At 72.9% G+C, this 19,448-nt stretch carries 17 protein-coding genes; 15 read left to right on the top strand and 2 right to left on the bottom strand.

Annotated elements, in window-relative coordinates; translation table 11 throughout:
- The 10 genes from ACIQG9_RS28780 to ACIQG9_RS28825 are packed head-to-tail and all read left to right on the top strand — an operon-like array spanning position 1 to position 10,519.
- The gene (locus tag ACIQG9_RS28780) at positions 1–1,074 is read left to right on the top strand and encodes a hypothetical protein (protein ID WP_400408265.1); all 1,074 of its coding nucleotides are present in this window, start codon (positions 1–3) and stop codon (positions 1,072–1,074) included.
- Positions 1,071–2,228, top strand: coding sequence for an enolase C-terminal domain-like protein (locus ACIQG9_RS28785; RefSeq protein ID WP_400408266.1), 1,158 nt, complete (start codon positions 1,071–1,073; stop codon positions 2,226–2,228). The genes ACIQG9_RS28780 and ACIQG9_RS28785 overlap by 4 nt, the downstream gene beginning before the upstream one ends.
- Positions 2,221–3,258 carry an HAD family hydrolase gene (locus ACIQG9_RS28790; protein ID WP_400408268.1) on the top strand — a complete coding sequence of 346 codons (1,038 nt, stop codon included), beginning with the start codon at positions 2,221–2,223 and terminating at the stop codon, positions 3,256–3,258. Before ACIQG9_RS28785 ends, ACIQG9_RS28790 begins: the two co-directional genes overlap by 8 nt.
- On the top strand, positions 3,255–4,100 hold the full coding sequence (locus tag ACIQG9_RS28795; RefSeq protein ID WP_400408269.1) for a class I SAM-dependent methyltransferase: 846 nt from the start codon (positions 3,255–3,257) through the stop codon (positions 4,098–4,100). Before ACIQG9_RS28790 ends, ACIQG9_RS28795 begins: the two co-directional genes overlap by 4 nt.
- Positions 4,097–6,124, top strand: a complete 2,028-nt coding sequence (locus ACIQG9_RS28800; RefSeq protein WP_400408270.1) for a hypothetical protein — start codon at positions 4,097–4,099, stop codon at positions 6,122–6,124. Before ACIQG9_RS28795 ends, ACIQG9_RS28800 begins: the two co-directional genes overlap by 4 nt.
- Positions 6,121–7,050, top strand: a complete 930-nt coding sequence (locus ACIQG9_RS28805) for a TIGR03621 family F420-dependent LLM class oxidoreductase (RefSeq protein ID WP_400408272.1) — start codon at positions 6,121–6,123, stop codon at positions 7,048–7,050. The genes ACIQG9_RS28800 and ACIQG9_RS28805 overlap by 4 nt, the downstream gene beginning before the upstream one ends.
- A gap of 28 nt (positions 7,051–7,078) precedes the next feature.
- Entirely contained in the window at positions 7,079–7,825 is a 747-nt protein-coding gene (locus ACIQG9_RS28810; RefSeq protein ID WP_400408273.1) for a phytanoyl-CoA dioxygenase family protein, read from the top strand.
- A gap of 52 nt (positions 7,826–7,877) precedes the next feature.
- Complete coding sequence (locus ACIQG9_RS28815) at positions 7,878–8,828, top strand: SDR family NAD(P)-dependent oxidoreductase (RefSeq protein ID WP_400408274.1); 951 nt, start codon at positions 7,878–7,880, stop codon at positions 8,826–8,828.
- Positions 8,829–8,879: 51 nt separating this feature from the next.
- Positions 8,880–9,752, top strand: coding sequence for a phytanoyl-CoA dioxygenase family protein (locus ACIQG9_RS28820; RefSeq protein WP_400408275.1), 873 nt, complete (start codon positions 8,880–8,882; stop codon positions 9,750–9,752).
- Entirely contained in the window at positions 9,749–10,519 is a 771-nt protein-coding gene (locus ACIQG9_RS28825; RefSeq protein WP_400408276.1) for a class I SAM-dependent methyltransferase, read from the top strand. The genes ACIQG9_RS28820 and ACIQG9_RS28825 overlap by 4 nt, the downstream gene beginning before the upstream one ends.
- Before the next feature lie 4 nt (positions 10,520–10,523).
- Here ACIQG9_RS28825 and ACIQG9_RS28830 read toward each other — a convergent pair whose 3' ends face one another.
- Positions 10,524–11,183, bottom strand: coding sequence for an L-threonylcarbamoyladenylate synthase (locus ACIQG9_RS28830; RefSeq protein WP_400408278.1), 660 nt, complete (start codon positions 11,181–11,183; stop codon positions 10,524–10,526).
- Positions 11,183–12,067, bottom strand: a complete 885-nt coding sequence (locus ACIQG9_RS28835; RefSeq protein WP_400408280.1) for a PHP domain-containing protein — start codon at positions 12,065–12,067, stop codon at positions 11,183–11,185. The genes ACIQG9_RS28830 and ACIQG9_RS28835 overlap by 1 nt, the downstream gene beginning before the upstream one ends.
- A 312-nt stretch (positions 12,068–12,379) precedes the next feature.
- Here ACIQG9_RS28835 and ACIQG9_RS28840 point away from each other — a divergent pair, with 312 nt between their 5' ends.
- The 5 genes from ACIQG9_RS28840 to ACIQG9_RS28860 all read left to right on the top strand — a co-directional run bounded on the left by ACIQG9_RS28840 (position 12,380) and on the right by ACIQG9_RS28860 (position 19,447).
- Entirely contained in the window at positions 12,380–14,305 is a 1,926-nt protein-coding gene (locus ACIQG9_RS28840) for an ABC transporter ATP-binding protein (protein ID WP_400408281.1), read from the top strand.
- Positions 14,302–16,086: an ABC transporter ATP-binding protein gene (locus ACIQG9_RS28845; protein ID WP_400408282.1), complete on the top strand. Its 1,785-nt coding sequence runs from the start codon at positions 14,302–14,304 to the stop codon at positions 16,084–16,086. Before ACIQG9_RS28840 ends, ACIQG9_RS28845 begins: the two co-directional genes overlap by 4 nt.
- Before the next feature lie 252 nt (positions 16,087–16,338).
- Entirely contained in the window at positions 16,339–17,292 is a 954-nt protein-coding gene (locus tag ACIQG9_RS28850) for a carbohydrate ABC transporter permease (RefSeq protein ID WP_400408284.1), read from the top strand.
- Positions 17,289–18,146, top strand: coding sequence for a carbohydrate ABC transporter permease (locus tag ACIQG9_RS28855; protein ID WP_400408285.1), 858 nt, complete (start codon positions 17,289–17,291; stop codon positions 18,144–18,146). Before ACIQG9_RS28850 ends, ACIQG9_RS28855 begins: the two co-directional genes overlap by 4 nt.
- Positions 18,147–18,166: 20 nt before the next feature.
- Positions 18,167–19,447, top strand: a complete 1,281-nt coding sequence (locus ACIQG9_RS28860; RefSeq protein ID WP_400408286.1) for an ABC transporter substrate-binding protein — start codon at positions 18,167–18,169, stop codon at positions 19,445–19,447.
- The last annotated feature ends 1 nt before the right edge of the window (position 19,448 follow it).

The raw sequence follows: 19,448 nt of genomic DNA on the forward strand, positions 1-19,448 counted from the left end.
ATGCAGGCGCGACCGGCGGTGGAACAGCTCCGGGACCTGGCCGAGAAGTTCGACGTGCCGCTCCTGGACGTCGTACTCATCGCCGCGAACGCGGAGGGCGCCCGGCCGCTGCGGGACTACCCCCGGGCGCGGATGCAGCTCAGGCCGGTCGGCTCGGACGAGGTCTGGCAGATCATCCTGCCCTTCGACAACGAGCAGTCCCGGTTCGAGGTCGCCGACGGCGCGCTGCGGTTCCAGGGCGAACCGGTCGCCGACGTCGTGGCCCTGGAGAACGACGACGTCGTCCTGACCTACCTGCGCGCCGGTGGCCGGTCCATCACGCTCAACACCCACTCCCGGTCGCGCTGCACCGGCTGCATGTTCTGCCCCAACGTGATCGAGGACGCCTCCGACGACACGCTGACCTCGGACGGCCAACTCGCCGAGCTGCTGGAGTGGTTGCAGGCCGACAACGGCTGGCCGGACCTCAGCCACGCTGAGGTCATCACCGTATGCAGTGGCTGTTTCCACTATCCAGGGATGGCCATCGAGCACATGGCGGCGCTGCGCCGGGCCGCCGACCGGTACGGCTTCAAGGGCCGACTGCACCTGCTCTCGTCGGTGCTGCGCGACCGGGACGACCTGGTGCGGTTGCGCGAGGAGTGTGGCCCGTTCCACCTGACGCTGACGCTGGAGTGCTTCGAGCGCCGGACGCTGCTGCTGAAGGACACCAAGGCCTCGCTCACCCTGGAGCGGTCGGCCGAGATCATGGACGACTGCCGGGAGTTGGACATCACCGCCGACTTCACCTACGTCGCCGGGCTGGACTCCTACGACAAGGCGCTGAGCGGCCTGTCCTACCTCGCGCCGCACGTCGGCACGTTCCCCCGGATCCAGGTCTACCAGGCCCATAACGACTACATGCGGCGGGCTCGGCACCGCGAGGCCGAGAACCTCGGCTACTACCTGCGGCTGCGCGCCGACCTGGAGAAGGTGTTCGCCCCGACCGGGCTCGCGCCGCGCTCCTGGGAGAACTACCGGCCCCTGTGGTACTCGCGGTTCGCCGGCCGGCCCGTCGCGGGACCCCGGGTGTGAGTCCGGCACCCGACCTCGTCGCCACCGACGCCCCTCGGTCCACGCCGGAGCTGGCCGCCGTCGCGGTGGCCCGGGTGGCGTTGCGGGAGCTGGACCTGCCGGCGCCGGCCGCCGCCGTGCACCACCGCGCGGTCCGCACCGACGTGCGCACCGACCGGGTACGCGGCTGGCTGGTCGGCGTCGGCGACGGCACCCGCTGGGGCTGGTGGGGGCCGGTCGACACGGCGGCCGCCCGGCAGGTGCCCGGCCTGGTGGAGGCGGCGCTGCCGCGGCTGCCGGCCGAGGTGGACCCGGTCGGGTTCGGTCGGCTGGTGCGCCGCGCGACCCGCCACGCCCACACCGGCCTGCTGGCCGTCGCCGTCGGCGCGATCGAACTGGCGCTGTGGGACCTGGCGGCCAAGCGGGTCGGAGAACCGGTGTGGCGGTTGCTCGCCCCGGAGGCGGCGGTCGACCGGGTGCCGGCGTACGCCACCTGTTTCGGCGTACGCGGCGGCCCGGCACGGATCGCGTCGGTGATGGACGCGGTGGCCGGGACGTACCCGGTGCAGAAGTGGGACCCGCTCGTGCTCGGTCCGGAGCTGATCGACGTCACCACCGCCTTCGTGCGGCGGCACGGGCCGGGACGGCTCGCCGTCGACTTCCACGGCCGGTGGCATCCGGACCGGGTCCGGGTCGCCTGCGAGCCGCTGGCCGGCGCGCTGGCCTGGGTGGAGGAGCCGTACCACCCCGACGAGGTCGACCGCGCCCGGCCGGGCGAGTTCGGCGTCCCGCATGCCGCCGGCGAGCACTGCTACGGCGCGGCGGACGTGACGCAGTTGCGCGCCGGCGCGGTGGACGTCTGGCAGCCGGACGCCGTGTTCTGCGGCGGCCTGACGAGCATGCTGTCGATCGCGCACGCGGCGCGGCGGTCCGGCGCCCGGTTTGCGCCGCACGGCGGTGGGCTGCTGCCGGCCCTGCACCTGGCCGCCGCCGGCGCGCCGATGGACGTCACCGAGCTGCACCTGGTGCTGGAGCCACGCCGCGCCGCCCACCTCGCGGCGTCCTCGGCGTGGACGGCGCCGGAGACCCCGCAGGGCGGCCTCCCGGTGCCGACCGCCCCGGGGTGGGGCGGTGACCTGCACCCGGACCTCGGAGGGGATCCCGCTGATGCCTGACCAGCCGCCCGTGCTCATCGTGGACGCCGGGGGAACCCTCGTCACCCGGACCCGTCCCGGCCTGGCCGGACGCGTGCTGCACGCGCTGCGGGCCGCGGGTGACGACCGTCCCGGGGCCCTGCTGCGGGCCGCAGTGCTGACCGCGGTCGACGTGGACACCTGCCTGCGGCATCTCGACCCGCTCCCGCCGCCGGCCCGCGCGGCGGTCCTCGCCGAGCTGACCGGCGACCCTGGCGACGCCGTCGTCCTGCCCGGTGCCGAGGACCTGCTGGGAACGGCCGCCGACCTCGGCTGGCGGGTGGTTGTCGCGACAAACGCGGGTCCGGGCACCCCCGCCCTGCCGGACGACCTCGACCGGCACGTCGACACCACCGTCGAGTCGCGCCGCTGCGGCCTGGTCAAGGACGACCCGCGGTTCTGGCAGACACTGCTGGCCGAGCAGGACGTGGACCCCCGTACCGCGCTGGTCGTGGGCGACGACCCGGTGGCCGACCGACGGGTGCCCGAGGCAGCCGGATTGCAGTCCCGGCTGGTCGGCGGGGACGGCACGGCGACCACGGAGCTGGTCGCCCAGCTACGCGCCGCCGGCTCCCGCCCCGACGGGGCCGGCGCGGTGGTAGCCGGCCGGCGCGAGCGCTGGGCCGGCCGCGACGTGACCGTCGCGCCGCACCTGGCCGGGCTGGTCGTGCGCGTCACCCGGGCCCGGGTGCGTCTCACCACCGGCGGCACGGGCGGCGCCGCCTTCGTGGTCCGCCGCCGGGCGCTGCCCCCGGCGGTGGTGGCCGCCGGGGGCGCGCTGCCCGAGTTCGCCTGGCTGCACCTGCCCCGCGACCGCCGCCCCTACCAGGCGCCGGCCGACCTCAAGGCGCTGCTCGACGCGGAGGGACTGAGTCTGGAGGTGCTGCCGCCGTCGGACCGCAGACACGCCTTGGCGATGATCCGGGAAGCCCGTTCCCGCGCGGCCGTGTCCGCGAGAATGGCCGACCTGGTTCTCTTCCTCAGGGATCGCGGGAAAGGCGGAGCGGAATGAGTCGACCCGAAGGCACCACCTACGACCAGGACCTGTTCGCGGGCGCGGCGGCGTACTACGCGAGATACCGGCCGCCCTACCCGACCGAGGCCGTCGACCATCTGGTCGACGCCTTCCGGCTGGCCGCCGGCCCGCCGGTGCTCGATCTCGGGTGCGGCACCGGACAGCTGGCCGTGCCGCTGGCCCGTGCCGGCTGCCGGGTCTGGGCCGTCGACCCGGACCGGGAGATGATCGACGAGGGCGTCCGTACGGCGCCGGCGGATCTCGCCGACCACGTGCGGTGGGTCGTGGCCCGGGCCGAGGACCTCGTCGCGGACGACCTGCCGGCGATGCGTCTGTGCACTATGGGGGCCTCGTTCCACTGGATGGCCCGCGAAAGCGTGCTGGCCTTCCTCGACCGGGTCGTCGAGCCCGACGGCGGCGTCGCGCTGGTGTCCGGTTCGGCGAGCATCTGGTCCCGGGACGGCGCGTTGCAGGGGGACTGGGTGCCGGTCGCGCGGGACGTGATCGTCGAGTTCCTCGGGCCGCGACGGCGGGCCGGCGGCGGCACCTACGACCACCCGCCCCGCACGCACGAGCAGGTACTGGCGGATTCGGCGTTCCACCGGGTGGAGCGCCGACGCTTCACCACCACCCGGCTGCTCACCGTCGACGACGTGATCGGGCAGCAGCTGTCGACGTCGTACGCGTCGCCGAAGCTGCTCGGTGACCGGCTGCCGGACTTCCGGCGGGAGCTGGCGCGGCGACTGCGGGAGGTCGCCCCGGAAGGGGAGTTCCCCACCGTCGAGCACACCGACGTGATCGTCGCGCGTCGCGGCGACCGGACGGGCGGAACCGGATGACCGCCGCCCCCGGCGTCTCCGCCGGGCAGGTCCGCGCGTCGGACCTGCCCGCCGGCAGCACGGCGACCGACTACTGGCGGGCCGCCTGCCTGCTGGCGTTCAGCCACGCCGCCGGCCTGAGCTGGCCGCCGCCCGGCGAGCCGCAGCGCGCCCGCGCGGTCGGCCACTGGGGCTGCAACCCCGGCGTCGCGTGGGCGGCCGGGCACCTCGCCCAGGAATGCGACGACGACGGGTTCCTGCTGGTCGTCGGTACCGGGCACGCCGGCAGCTTCACCTTCGCGCACCGGGTGCTGCGCGCGGGCGGCGCCGCGGCCGACGTCAGCGCCGCCATCCGGCGCTACGGCGCACCCGGCGGCGACCCCTCGGAGTTCCTCGCCGAGCCGCGGGTGCCGTACGTCGGGGGGGAACTGGGCCCGGCGCTGGGCGTGGGGCAGGGCATCGCGGCGGCGCGTCCGGGCCTGCGCGTCGCCGTGGTCGTCGGCGACGGCGAGTGCGAGACCCCGGCGGCGCTGGCCGCGTTCGCCCACCACGACGCGCTGCCGCCCGCCGACGGGTCCTGCTGCCTGCCGGTGGTCAACGTCAACGGGGCCCGGATGGGCTCGCCCGCCCGGTTCTCGCCCGAGCGGCTGCGCGGGCTGCTCGAAGGCATGGGCTACGCGGTGCTGTGCAGCGGCGCTCGCGGTGAGGACGCCGCGCGGGCCGCGCGTCGCGCCTGGGACATGGCGGCGGCGGGGGAGCCGGTCGTCTGGCTGAGCGTGACCGAGAAGGGCTGGCCGGCCCCGGCCGAGCTGGGCGGCAGGCCGTTCCACGGTCACTACGCGCACAAGCCGGCCGGGCTGGACCTCGCGTCCTCCGCGCTGCGCGCCGACCTGCGGGCCTGGCTGTCGGCGCTGAACGACCCGCCGGTGGTCGACCCGCACGGCGACGTGCCGGCCCACGTCCGCCGGCTGGCCACCCGAATCCGCACGGAGTTGGGCGACGGCGGGGTAACCGTGCCGGCGGGTACACCGCCACCCGACGCCCCGGCGTCCACCGCGCCGATGCCGGCGGTCGACCGGGTGCTGGCCCGGCGCGCGGTGCGGGTCATGTCCCCCGACGAGGGATCGTCCAACCGGCTCGACCGTTGCCTCGCCGCCGGGCTGGTCACCGAGGTGCTCGCCGAGGAACTCTGCTCCGCCTGGGCCTGGGGGTCGGTGGAGGCGGGCCGGCCCACGGCCGTGGTCACCTACGAGGCGTTCGCACCGTTGATCGCCACCCAGCTCACCCAGTACCTCAAGCTGCTCACCGCCCGGCCGCCCGCCGGTCGGCCGCCCCTGGCCGTGGTGCTGACCAGCCTCGGCTGGGGCAACGCGCCGACGCACCAGAACACCGACCTCGCCGGGACGCTGCTGGCCCGCGCCGATGACTGCCCGGTCCGGATCGCCTTCCCGATCGGAGCCCGGTCCGCCGCGGCCCGGCTCGACGAACTGCTCGACACCCGCGACGCCGTCGCCGCGATCGTCTGCTCCAAGCAGCCGCTGCTCGACCCGCCCGACCCGGGCGGTCCGGCGGTCGGGATCCGACTGCCCGGTGCCGGGATCGACGACGCCATCGTCCTCGCGGTGGGCGACGTGGCGGTGACCGAGGCCCTTGCCGCCGCCGCGCTGGCCGCGCCGCACGGCGTACGCATCGGTGTGGTGGCGCTGGTCGAGCCCGGACGGCTCGACGCCGCGACGCTGGCCGTGCTGCGGCGGGCCTGCGCGCCCCCGCGCCCCGTCGTCTGCGTGTCCTGGGTGGCTACGCACCACCTCGCCGCGCAGTACGGGGCCGTGCGAGCGGAACCGACCGAGTGGCTGGGCTACCGCGAGCGGTGGGGCGCGACCCCGTGGGACACGTTGGCGGCCAACCGGCTGACCCGCTGGTCGCTGCTCGCCGCGCTGGGCCGGGCCGGCTGCCCGCTGCCGGCGCCGCTGCTGCGGCCCGCCGGGGTGCCACCGGGCCTGCCGCTTCCGGCGGACCTGTCCTACGAGGTGAGGCGGCTATGACACCAGTGACACACCCGTTCCGGTTCGGCGTGCTCACCAAGGGCGCCCCGACGCGCGCGGCCTGGCACGACCTGCTGGCCCGGGTCGAGGGCGGCGGTTTCGACGCGCTCCACGTCCCGCTGCACACGACCCCGCAGTTCGCGCCGTTCGTGGCCCTCGCCGACGCGGCGGCGCGCACCACGCTGAGGCTGGCCACCCTGGTGCACAACAATGACCTGCAGCACCCGGCGTTGCTCGCCCGGGACGCGACGACGCTCGCCCTGCTCTCCGACGGCCGGTTCGAGCTGGGCGTCGGCGCCGGCTGGATGGAACGCGACTATCGGCAGCTCGGCATCCCGATGGATCCCGGACGGCTGCGGGTCGACCGCCTCGCCGAGGCCGTCGAGATCCTGCGCGGCTGCTGGGCCGAGGGGCCGTACACCTTCCACGGCAAGCACTACACGGTCACCGACCTGCAGGGCCTCGACGGGCCGCGGGTGCCGCTGCTCGTCGGCGCCGGCGGTGACCGGATGCTGCGGCTGGCCGCCCGCATCGCCGACATCGTCAGCTTCTCCCGCAGCATCTCGGCCGGCGCCGCGCCCCGGCAGATCGCCGAGGACGCCTCGCTGGAGTCGACCGAGCGCAAGGCCGCCGTCGTACGCGCGCACCTCGGCGACCGCGCCGCCGACGTCGAGCTGCACATCCTGGTCGTCAAGGCCGGTGTCGGCGACGACGCGCGGCGGCAACTCGACGAACACGTCGTCGCCACCGGGGTCAGCGCCACCACCGCCCGGCAGACCCCGGAACACCTGCTCGGCCGGGACGCGCAGGAGCTGGCGGACCTGCTGCGCGAGCGCCGTGAGCGTACCGGGATCAACTACCACGTCTTCCGGGACGTGCACCTGGACGTCGTCCGCCCGGTTGTCGAACAGCTCGCCGGCCGGTGAACAGCGGATCTCACAACGGAGGTTGACCATGACGACGCAGCAGGAGCAGAGCATCCAGCGCGCCGACGTCCACGACGTCCCGGCGATCCTGAACGTGCTGGAGAAGGACGGCGTGGTGCTGGTGCCCGGCTACCTCGACGCCGAGGCGGTCGCCGCGGCCGCGCGCGAGTGCCACGAGCTGTTCGAGCGGACCCCGGCCTGGGCGCACCACGAGGAATACTCCCTCGGCCAGTCGGTCCGGATGGAACGTGCCGACCTCGACCCCTCGGCGTTTCCGGTGCTCAGCGACGCGTTCGGCCGGCCGGAGCTGGAGGCGGTCACCCGCGGCTTCTTCGGCGCGGGATACATCTTCAGCCGGACCGTCTACGCGATCCTCGACGTCGTCGGTAGCAGCACCAAGGTCCAGCAGCTGCACTACGACAAGATGCGGCACCTGAAGTCGTTCGTCTACCTCAGCGACGTCGGACCGGCCAACGGCCCGTTCCACTGCGTGCCCGGTTCACACCTGCTGACCCGGGAACTGCAGCGGGCGAACCGTGAGCGCAACGTCGTGCCCAGCGACGACGACGCGCGGGTGCTGCCGGCCGAGCTGCACGACCAACGGGTGGCCGTGCTCGGCGACGCCGGGACGCTGATCCTCTTCGACAGCGACATCGTCCACCACGCCGGCATCGTGACCGAGGGTCATCGGCTCGCGGCGCGCAGCCTGAGCTTCGGCGCCTACCGCGCGCAGACCTGGTACCGCGCCGACGGCACGGTCCAGAACCCGGCGTAGTCGGGGTGCCCCGTCCGGTGATCCCCTCCAGGAAAGGTCCAGGTGAAGACGGATGAATTTGACGCCGCTGTCCGTACCGATCGATCTCGCGGGACGGGTCGTCCTGATCACCGGTGGCGCCGGTGACATCGGCAGCGCCGCCGCCGTGCAGGCCGCGCGCTGTGGCGCGACGGTGATTGTCGCCGACAACGGCACGACTGTAGACGGCGTCGGCCAGGACTCGGCTGTGGCCGGCGACGTGGCGAAACGGCTCGCGGCCGAGGCGGGGGAGCGCGGCAGCGTGGAAGGCCGCTTCTGCGACGTCACCGACGCCGACCAGGTCGAGGCGTTGATCGACGAGTTGTTCGGCACGCACGGCAACGTCGACGCCGTGATCGCGGCCGCCGGCACGCTGCGCACCAGCCCGGTCTGGGACACCACGATCGACGACTGGCGCAACGTGCTGGAATCCCACGCCACCCACACCTACCTCGTCGCGGCGGCGGCCTGCCGCCGGTGGCGGGCCAACTGTGCCCGGCGGGACGGCTCGCCCAGCGCCCTGGTCACCTTCACGGCCGCGACCGGGCTCGTCGGCCGGCCGGACCTGGGCGTCACCCACGCCGCGGCCAAGGGCGCCGTCGCCGCCATGACGCTGGAGCTGGCGCACGAGATGTACCCGTACGGCGTGACCGTCAACGCGGTCAACGCGGCGAACGTCCGGGGTCGGATGGCGCGCCACGTCGGCGCCAGCACCACCGAGTCCCACGACGCCGGCGACGCCAGCTCGCCGCGACACGCCGCGACGCTGTCGACCTACCTCGCCTCCGCCGACGCCGGCTGGGTCACCGGGCAGGTGTTCCGGGTCATGGGCGGGCTGATCGGCCGGTACCGCCCGTGGGACCTGGCCGAGTCGATCGAGCACCCGGACTTCTGGACGCTGGAGGAGACCCGCTTCGGGCTCCGCCGGTTGTTCGGCGTCTACCCGGAGTACAAGGCACTGCAAGGGCCGCACCGGGAGTTCTGACCGGGTGCGGCCGGACCGACGCCAGAGACGACGACATCCCAGGGGATCGCCATGAGCATTCGACACGCCGAGGAGGCCGGTACGGCGGCGCGGCCGGCCGGTACGGACGTCCCGGGCATCCGTGAGGTCACCCAGGACGAGATCACCCGGTTCTGGGAGAACGGCTGGATCCGCCTGCCTAGACTGATCGACCCGGGGCTGGTGAACTTCCTGTTGGAACGGGCCCAGCGGCTCATGGGGCCGAACGGGGACGCGAACGAGGAGCGCCTCGGCTTCGACTTCGAGACCTCGCCCGCGTCGCAGTCGTTCCGCAGCCCGTCCGAGGTGGACGAGCTGTTCCAGCAGGTGGTGCACTCCCGTCAGCTCGGGCGGAACGCGGCGCTGCTGCTCGGACGGGACCACGCGCAACGGTTCTTCGACGACATCCTGCTGGTCAAGCTGCCGCTGAGCCAGCGGGAGGACCGAGGCCAGGCGCTCGGCTGGCATCAGGACAAGAACCCCACCGACCGGTCGTGGATCTACTTCTGGATCCCGCTCGACCACGTGACGCCGGAGCAGGGCGCGGTGCGTTACCTGAGCGGGTCGCACAAGCTCGGGCCGTTGTGGCGTGGCGGCGCGTGCGTCGACCTCGACGAGGCGTACCGGCTCGCGCCGCGGCTGCGGTCGTGCGAGATGTCCGACGAGTTGTCGTTCGAGCCCGGTGACGTGATGGCCCACTGCAGTTGGGTGGTCCACGGCACCGACGCCAACGTCGGCGACCGGGCCCGGTGGGTGTACCGGCCGTCGTTCCTGCCCGCCGACGCGGTCTACATGGGCGTTCCGTCCCCGACGATCGCCGAACGCGGAATCCACCCGTTCGACGTGCTCGACCACCCCGACTTCCCGGTCGTCTACCAGCCCGCGCCGGCCGGCGGCGCCGGGTGACCGACCGGGCGCGGCTCGACGAGATCACCGACGGCAACCGGCGTACCTGGGACACCTGGAGCGACGGTTACCAACGCAAGCACGGCGACCTGCTGCGCTCGGCCGCCGAGGCGTGGGGGCTGTGGCGCCGTCCCGAGCGGGAGTTGCGGGTGCTGGACGCGGTCGCCGGGCGCGACGTGCTGGAGCTGGGCTGCGGGGCCGCGCACTGGGCGCGGTCCCTGGCCCGGCGCGGCGCCCGCGCGGTCGCCCTGGACATCTCCCTGGCCCAGCTCCGTCACGCCGGCCGGCATGGCGGTGACGACCCGGAGCGCCGGCCGGCGCTCGTGCAGGCCGACGCGCACCGGCTGCCGTTCGGGTCCGCCTCGTTCGACGTCGCCCTCTCCGACTACGGCGGGGTGTCGTGGGCCGACCCGTATCGCACCGTGCCGGAACTGGCCCGGGTACTGCGCCCGGGCGGTCAGCTCGCCTTCTGCACCAACTCGCCGTTCTTCGCCATGTGCTGGGACGAGGAGCGCCGCACCCTCACCGCCGAGCTGCGCCGGGCGTACTTCGGCCTGCACACCCGGCGGGTGTCCCCGGACGCCGTCGATTTCGTGCTCGGCTACGGCGAGTGGGTACGACTGCTGGGCGTGCACGGGTTCGTCGTCGAACGGCTCGTCGAGGAGCCGCCCGCCGAGGGCGCCCACACGACGTTCGGCGACCGGCCGGCGGAGTGGACGAGCCGGTGGCCCATCGACGCCATCTGGAGCGTCCGCAAGCGGGGCTGAGGCGTCAGGGCTCGCCCAAGGCCGCCTCGACCGCCCGCGGGTGCACCGCGCCGACCCGCACGACGGTGGGCTCCGCCGCGCAGTCGACCACCGTCAGGCCGACGCCGAGCGGGCACACACCGCCGTCGACCAGCAGCTCGACCGGCGCGTCGTACGCCTCGGCGAACGCCTGGACGGCCGCCGGGCTCAGCGCCGGTGCCCGTCGCTGCGGCGTCCGCCCGTCGCTGCGGCTGACCACCGAGGTGGCGGGCGGGTTCCGGGTACGGGCGGCGAGGTCCCCGAGGAGCCCGGGGTCCCGGGTAACCATCGCGGCGCCCTCGCCCAGCCATGGGTGTCGCCGGCCGTCCTCCGGGTTCCGCCACGGCAGGAGCAGGGCCAGGTCGCCGGGCCAGAGCCGCTCGGCGAGCCGCGCGGCGGCGGGCGAGAACGTGAACCGGGCCGCGACCGCCGCGGTCGACGGCATGACCAGCGCCAGCGGCTTGCCGGCCGGGCGGCCCTTGGCGTCGAAGATGCGCCGGCACGCGACCGGGTCGGTGGAGTCGGCGCAGAGCATGTACCAGCGGCGGGTCGGCAGCGCGACGACGCTCCCCGCGTCGAGCGCGGCGGCGCACGCGTCCAGCGCGGCTGCCGCGTCGCTGCCCGGCAGCACCCGGATCGCGGGCATCAGCGGCGGGTCCACAGGTCGTCGGGACGCTGGCCGGGCGCGAACCCGGCCGTCGCGGCGAGCGCCGCGGCGTCGGCGAAGCCGCGGGCGACCTGCTCCGGGCGGTGCGCGTCGCTGCCGAACGTGATGGTCTCGCCGCCCTCGTCGCGCCACCACCGTAGGATGTCGAGGCTGAGTGGGACGCGCGAGTTCAGCTCGAGCGCCTTGCCCTTCGCGGCCAGCACGGTCAGGACCGCCCGGTAGTCGTCCTCGAAGTCGCCCACCCGGTGGGCCGGGTGCCCCTGCGGCCAGAACCGCGCGGCGTAGTCGATGTGGGCAAGCACGTGGAACTGGTCGAAGTCGCGGACGAGGTCACCCACCTCGGCGAGGTAGCGGCGGACGACCTCGTGCGGGCTGCCGACCTCCAACGCGCCGTCCACAGTGCGCACGTCCGGCCCCACGGGCAGGGTGTGCACGGAGGCCAGGACACGCGCGAAGTCGCCGCCGCCGAGCAGGTCGGCGGCCTGCCGGCGGTGGCGGTGCGGCTCGCCCAGCTCCACCCCCGACAGTATGCGCAGGCGCGGGAACATCTCCCGGCAGTAGGCGATGGTGCGCAGGTAGCGCGACACGTCCAGCGGCGGGGGCGTGAGCACCTGGTCCTGGATGAAGCCGCGTTTCCACTCCGGCGACGACACCGCGTCGGCGATCCGCCGTGGGGTGAAGTCGGCGTGGTCGGTGAACGCGATCGACGGGAGCCCCAGTTGGGCCGCCCGACGGCAGGCGGCCTCCATCGACGAGTAGGGCGCGTCCCACGAGCACTCGCTGTGCACGTGGTCGTCGGCGGGCGGCGGCGCGCCGTTCGCGGTCCCGGCGGGCGCGGGCGAGTCCTCGTCCGGAGTCGTCATGCGGCCGGCTTCCGCACCGACGTCGAGCCGATGGCCGGGGCGTACCGGCGGTGCGCGTGGCCCGGGCCATCCGCGGGGCCAAGGACGATCATGCTTCCCCCCTGATTCGGCTGCCGGCACGACCACGTCCAAGCTTGGTCCAGAGCGGATGATGTGTCCACCCCTGGTCGCCTGCGGAATTTATTGGTAATGCACTGCGAAATCGGATCGTCGTCTCGAATGGTGGTCATTGCCGGACGTGAGCCCGCACATTTGACACACCAATCGAGTGTCGTCAAAGATTGAGGCGTGCGCGCACTCAGAGGGGGCTAAGTGAGCGATGCCGACGCCACCCGGGTGGCCGTGCCTTCCGCCATTCTGGCCGCAATCCGGCGACGCGAACAGCAGCGACGCCGGGCTGCGGGCCAGCTGATCCTGCTCGCCCGCCAGGCCGGCGCCGGGCTCGTCGGCGGCACGCTCGCGTTGCACGTTCTGTCCGGCCTGACGCCGGTGGCGCTCATGACCGGTATCGGACTCGCTCTCCAACGCCTCGCCGCGGGTGGCGATCTCGACGCCGCCGCCCCCTGGCTCGGCCTCGCGCTCGGCGCGTTCCTCCTGCAGCAGAGCCTGGCGCCGGTGCAACTGCTGGCGTCGAAGGAGATCGCCCGGCGGATCGACCACTACTGCCTGACCCGCTTCCTGACCTTCGCCATGCTGGACACGCCGTTGGCGGTGATGGAGCGCTCCGACGTCGCCGACCGGCTCAGCATGGTCGACGAGATCTTCGAGCAGTGGACCTTCACGCCCGGCGCCGCGACCGAGGGCGGCCTCGCGCTCACCGCGCGATACACGCAGCTCGCCGGCGCGGTCACCGTGCTGGCCGTCACCGCCGGGCCCTGGCCGGCCGTGATCGCCTGCCTGGTGGCGTTGGTGATCCGCCGCGGCCGGTCCGAGGCGTTCTTCCACTGGGGTCGGCTCAACCGCCGCTTCACGCCGCTTCACCGGCGGGCCGGTTACGTGCGCCAGTTGGCCACCGGCACCCACGCCGCGAAGGACATCCGTACCCTCGGGCTCGTCGAGTGGATCGAGGCGCGTTACGCCCGCGAGGCGGGCGACCTGCACCGCCAGTTGTGGTACTGGCGACGCCGCCTCTACGGACTGCCGTTCGTGGCCTACACCGTGCTGGCCGTCGTCGGCGCGGCGGTGGCGCTGCTGCTGGTGACCCGCGCCGGCGAGGGCGCGCCGGACCCCGCCACGGTCGGCGCGACCGCGATGGCGGTGCAGGCGCTGGCGTTGTGCGTGCGCTTCGGCATCGTCTTCCAGGAGTCGGACATCAAGATGGTCTTCGGCCGCGGCGCGTGGGAGGCGCTGCTGGAGGTCGACGAGATCGCCGGGCGGGCCACCGGGGCCGCCCACCCGCGACCGTCGACCCGCGTGGTGGCCCCCCGGGGCGGCCCGGTCCGCGAGGGCGTCCGGTTCACCGGCGTCCGGTTCGGCTACCGCCCGGACGCCCCCGCGATCGACGGGCTCGATCTCGACCTGCCGGTCGGGGCGTCCACGGCCGTGGTGGGGGTCAACGGCGCGGGCAAGACCACGCTGGTGAAGCTGCTGGCCGGCCTCTACCGCCCGGACGCCGGCTCGATCCGCGTCGACGGCGTCGACCTGCGGGACCTCGACGCTGCCTCGTGGGCCCGGTCGGTCGCGGTGACGTTCCAGGACTTCATCCGCTACGAGACGAGCCTGCGCGACAACGTCGCGATGAGCGCGATCGAGCACCGCGCGGACGACGCCGGCATCCTCGCCGACTTGGACCGGGTGGGTCTCGGTGACCTGGCCGCGTGCCTGCCGGCCGGGCTGGAGACCCCGCTGACCCGGGCGCTGCCGGACGGCCACGAGCTCTCCGGCGGCCAGTGGCAGCGCCTTGCCCTGGCGCGGTCGCTGTTCGCCGTGCGGCACGGCGCCTCGGTGCTGGTGCTCGACGAGCCGACCGCGCAGCTCGACGCGCGCGGCGAGGCGGAGTTCTACGACCGCTTCCTCGACCTCACCCGGGGCGTCACCAGCGTCGTCATCTCACACCGGTTCTCCTCGGTGCGCCGCGCCGACCGCATACTGGTGCTCGACCGGGGCCGGGTGATCGAGGCGGGCCGGCACGACGACCTGGTCGCCGAGGGCGGCACGTACGCCCGCATGTTCGACGTGCAGGCCCGACGCTTCGAGCACGCCGCGCCCGACGGCGGGCGAGAGGAGCCGTCCCGGTGAGCGAGGCCCTGTTCTGTCTGCGTCATCTCTTCGTGCTGGGCTGGCGGCTGGACCGGCGGCGGCTCGCCGCCGGCGCCGGCATGCTGATGCTGGCGGCCCTCGCCACCCCGGTCGTCGCGGTGAGCCTCGGCGGCCTGGTCGACGCGGTGGCGGCGGATCGGCCGGAGGCGGCGGTGCGGTGGTCGGTCGTGGCGGCGGTGGCCCTCGGCCTCGAGTTGACCCTGGACAACTTTGCCCACATCTACTACTTCGAACTCTCCGAGCTCACCGACGAGCAGCTCAACCGTGACCTGATCCGCCTGGTCAACGGCAGTGTCCGGATGGACCACCGGGTCGACCCGGCCTTCGCCGACCGGATCGACCTGCTCCGCCAGGACGTACTGCAGATGCGGATGACGGTGCAGTCCGGGCTGCAACTCGCCGCGATCGCCGCACAGGTCGCGTTCACCGCGCTGCTGCTCGCCACGCTGTCGCCGGCGCTGCTGTCGCTGTCGCTCGTCGCGATCGTGCCGGTCCTGCTCGGTCGCTGGGCCGAGCAGGTGTTGCAGGCTACCCGGGAGCGGCTGTCGCCAACCACCCGGTCCATCCGGCACCTGCGGCTGCTCGCCACGAACCCGGCGAGCCACAAGGAGATCCAGATCGCCGGCAGCGCCCCCTACTTCGTCGCCCGGCAGGACCGCCTCCTCGACGCCTACGGCTCGGCGATGCGCCGGGCCCAGGTGCGGCACGCGGCGCTCGTGGCCGCCGGCCAGGTCGTCTTCGCCCTGGTCTACGTCGGCTCCGTGCTCTGGGTCTACACGCTGGCCCGCCGCGGCGAGGCCAGCATCGGCGACGTGGTGCTGGTCGTCTCGCTGGCCACCCAGGTCGGCGCCCAGATGGCCAGCGGGTTGGACCTGCTGGGCGTGGTGCACCGGTCGGCGGCGGGGCTGCGCCGGTTCCTGGAGTTGCGCCGGCAGACCAGCGAGGAGGCCGGTCCGGCGCCCGCCCGGCTGGTGCCGGACACCGTCGGCGACGGCATCCGGCTGGAGTCGCTCGGCTTCACCTACCCCGGGGCGGCGACCGAGACGCTGCGCGGTATCGACCTGCACCTGCCGGCGGGTCGCTCGGTTGCCCTTGTCGGCGAGAACGGCGCCGGCAAGAGCACGCTCATCGCCCTGTTGCTGGGCCTCTACGCACCGACCCGGGGCCGGATGCTCGTCGACGGTGTCGACGTCGCGGGTGTCGACCCGCGCCGGTGGCGGGACCGGGTCGCCGTGCTGTTCCAGGATTTCGCCAAGGTCGAGCTGTCCGTCCAGGACAGCGTCGGCATCGGTCACCTGCCGGACGTGGAGTCGCGCGAGGCGGTGCGGACGGCGGTCGACCGGGCCGACGCGAGCGGGATCGTCGACCGGGTCGGCGGGCCCGAGGCGCTGCTGGGCACGGCGTACGGCGACGGACAGGACCTCTCCGGTGGTCAGTGGCAGCGGATCGGCCTCGCCCGGACCCTGATGCGGACCCGGCCGATGCTGCTCGCGCTGGACGAGCCCGCAGCCGCGTTGGACGCCGAAGCCGAGCAACGCCTGGTCGACGCCTACCAGGAGGTCGCGAAGCAGGTGGCGCTTACCGTCGGCGGGGTGACGCTGTTCGTCACCCACCGGCTGTCCACCGTCCGGCTGGCGGACCTCGTCGTCGTGCTGAAGGACGGTCGGGTGGTCGAGCAGGGTTCGCACGACACGCTCGTCGCTCAAGGTGGCCGGTACGCCGAGCTGTACGCCAGTCAGGCCCGCGCCTATGCCCGTTGATTTTTTTCATTCAATGTAGTCTAAGCTGCGCAATTGTCGCCGCGTGTCCGGCGGTGCGCGTCGCCGGGTGTGATTCGGGTCCCCCGGATCGCCGGTGCGGTGATAGTGTTGCCATCGATGATGATCGCGTGACGACGGTCCGCCGAAACGGCAGCCATCGCGTCGCGGGGAGCTTGGGTAATTCACCAGCGACATTGTCAATCGCACATCCGAAACACCTGCGGTGCTTGTTCATGCGTGACGGGGGGCGTCATGACGAAGCTCGACGTGCGGGTTCGGCCGCTGCCGCCGCGCGTGCCGGGTGACCGCAGGCCGGTCTCCCGGCAACGGCGTCGACGCGAGACGGCGCTCGGTCTCGGCCTGGTCACGCCAGCGTTGCTGCCGCTGCTCGTGTTCTTCGTGGTGCCGAGCCTCTTCGTCGCGGTGATCTCGCTCTACGACTGGAGCCTGCTCGGCGACACGCCCACCTTCGTCGGCGTCGACAACTACCGCGAGCTGGCCGCCGACGAGAAGTTCTGGCAGGCGCTGCGGCAGACGTTCTACTTCGCGCTGCTGACCGTGCCGACAACCACGGTGCTCGGCTTCGTGCTCGGCTGGGCGCTCTACCGGCGCATCCGCACCGGCCACATCCTGGAGTCGGTGATCTTCTCGCCGTACGTGCTGCCGCCGATCGCCACCGTGCTCACCTGGTCGTGGATCTTCCACGGCGACTACGGCGTGCTCAACTCGCTGCTCGGGCGCCTGGGCATCGGTCCGGTGGACTGGCTGGGCGACCCGCACTGGATCGTGCCGGCGATGGCGGTCTACGCGGTCTGGCAGGGCACCGGCTTCAGCCTCGTGCTCTACCTGTCGAGCTTCGGCCGGATCCCCCGCGAGGTCTACGAGGCGGCCGCGGTCGACGGCGCGGGCTCCGGGCGGATGCTGCGCAGCATCGCCTTCCCGCTGGTCAGCCCGACCACCTATCTGCTGGTCGTCTTCAACACCTCGGTGGCGCTCAAGGTGTTCGTCGTCAGCTTCATGTTCACCACCGGCACCGGGGGCACCGGATTGAGCGGTCTGACCGTGAACCTCTACCAGTACCAGCAGGCGTTCGTGAACTTCGACGGTGGCTACGGCGCGGCGGTGGCCACCGCGCTGACCGCCGTCATCATGGCGGTGCTCGCGGTCGGCGCGGCGCTCGGGCAGCGAAGGGTCTTCTATCGGTGACGCCCTGGCTGCGTGGCCCGCGTACCTGGCGCGACCGGCTCGGCAGTGTCCTGCTCTACGCCGTCTGCCTGGTGTTCGCCCTGCCCGTCTACTGGATGCTCGTGCTGTCGATGTCCCGGCCGGACCAGGCGGCGAGCACCTCGCCGCCGCTGGTGCCCACGACACCGCTGCGCAACTTCGACGCGGTGCTGACGGCCCAGGACTGGCCCCGCTACTTCACCAACACGACCTTCGTGGCGCTGTCGATCGCCCTGCTCGCGACGCTCACCTCGTGCCTGGCCGCCTACGCGTTGGTCAACGTGCGACTGCCCGCGAAGCGGATCCTGTTCGGCGTGGTCATCGCCGCGTTCGTGGTGCCGAGCGAGCTGAGCTTCGTGCCCAACTTCGCGGTGATGCGGACGGCCGGGCTGCTCAACACCTACTGGGCGCTGATCGTGCCGTTCATGGCCAGCCCGCTCGGCATCTTCATCATGCGGCAGCGGTTCCTCTCGTTGCCTCGCGAACTGTGGGAGATCGCCCACCTGGAGGGCTGCTCGCACCTGCGCTACCTGTTCACGATCGCTCTGCCCAGCAGCAGGGCGGCGGTCGCGACGACCGCGCTGATCAGCTTCATCGCCGGATGGAACCTGTTCGAGTGGCCGCTGATCTTCACCACCGACGAGTCAGTGCGGCCGGTGCAGGTCGCGCTGTCCTACTTCAACAACGTCGACGCCGGGTCGTCGCCGACCGTCCTGGCGGCGGCCGGGGTGCTGGTCACGGCACCGGTGCTCACGGTCTATCTGCTGGCACGCCGGCAGGTGACGGCGGCGATGACCGGCGACGCGCCGGAGCGGAAGCCGGCGGCCCGACGATGACCGATTTTGGGGGAACGCTTATGACGAAGCCGATACGTCGCAGAGCGCTGGCGGCGCTCACCGCCACGGCGCTGCTCGCCGGGGCGTCGGCCTGTGGCGGGGGTGAGGAGGAGGCCGGCGGGCGGGTCACCGTCACGGTGGGCACGGCCAACCAGGGCGAGGTGCTGAAGTCGCTCACCGACATCGTCGGCTCGTTCAACGCCAGCCAGGACGAGGTCACCGTCGAGCTTCAGCAGTATCCCGACCCAGCGACGCTGCTGCAGAAGACGCTGGTGCAGCTCTCGGCGGGCGAGCCGCCGACGCTGTCGCCGTGCCAGCCGTCGTGGGCGGCGGCCTACGCGAAGGTCAACGGACTGGCCGACGTGAGCACGATGTTCGGCGGATCGGGGGCGATGACCGCCGCCGACCTCGACGACTTCCACCCGGTGCTGCTCAAGTCCACGAAGATCGACGGCAAGCAGCTCACCCTGCCGTTCGACCGCAACATCTCGTTCCTCTACTACAACAAGCAACTGCTGCGCCGCGCCGGCCTCACCGCACCGCCGACCACCTGGGCCCAGTTCGCCGAGTACGCCACCATGCTCAACACGCCCGACACCTGGGCTGCCGACTTCTTCAACTCGCCGTACATGGTCTCGGTGTGGGACGCCATGGTCCACGCCCACGGCGGCACGGTGCTCAACGAGGACCAGACCAAGGCCGAGTTCAACTCTCCGGCCGGTCGTGAGGCGCTGCGCTTCTGGGTCGAACTGGCGCGGAAGAAGCTCATCCGCGTCTCCTCCGAGCCCTCCGCTGGTCAGCTCAACTTCGGCGCAGGCAAGACCGCGCTCTACGTCTCCGACAGCACCGCGCTGTCGTTCATCCAGCAGAGCGTAGGGAACAAGTTCGAGATGGCGGTGGCGCCGATGCCGGCCGGTCCGGCGGGTACCTTCTCCGAACTGGGCGGCGCCAACATCTGCCTGTTCAACAAGGCGCCGAAGAAGGTGCAGGCAGGCGGCTTCCGGTTCATCACCTACCTGCTGAGCACCGAGCAGAACGCGGAGTTCGTCAAGGCCTCCAACTACCTGCCCAACCGCCGCAGCACGTTGGACGTGCTCAAGGGCTTCTACGCCCAGAACCCGGTGCCGCAGACCGCCGTGGCGCAGATGGAGCACGCCATCGACCCCCCGACCGTGCAGTCCTGGCCGCAGATGGCCGGGGCGATCCTGGTCCACCTCCTCGCGGCCGTTCGCGGCGAGGTGACCGTGGAGGACGCGCTCGACAAAGCCGAGAAAGAAGTCAATGACATCCTCGACAAGTGAC

Source organism: Micromonospora sp. NPDC092111 (genome assembly GCF_044755745.1).
Taxonomy (GTDB): Bacteria; Actinomycetota; Actinomycetes; order Mycobacteriales; family Micromonosporaceae; genus Micromonospora.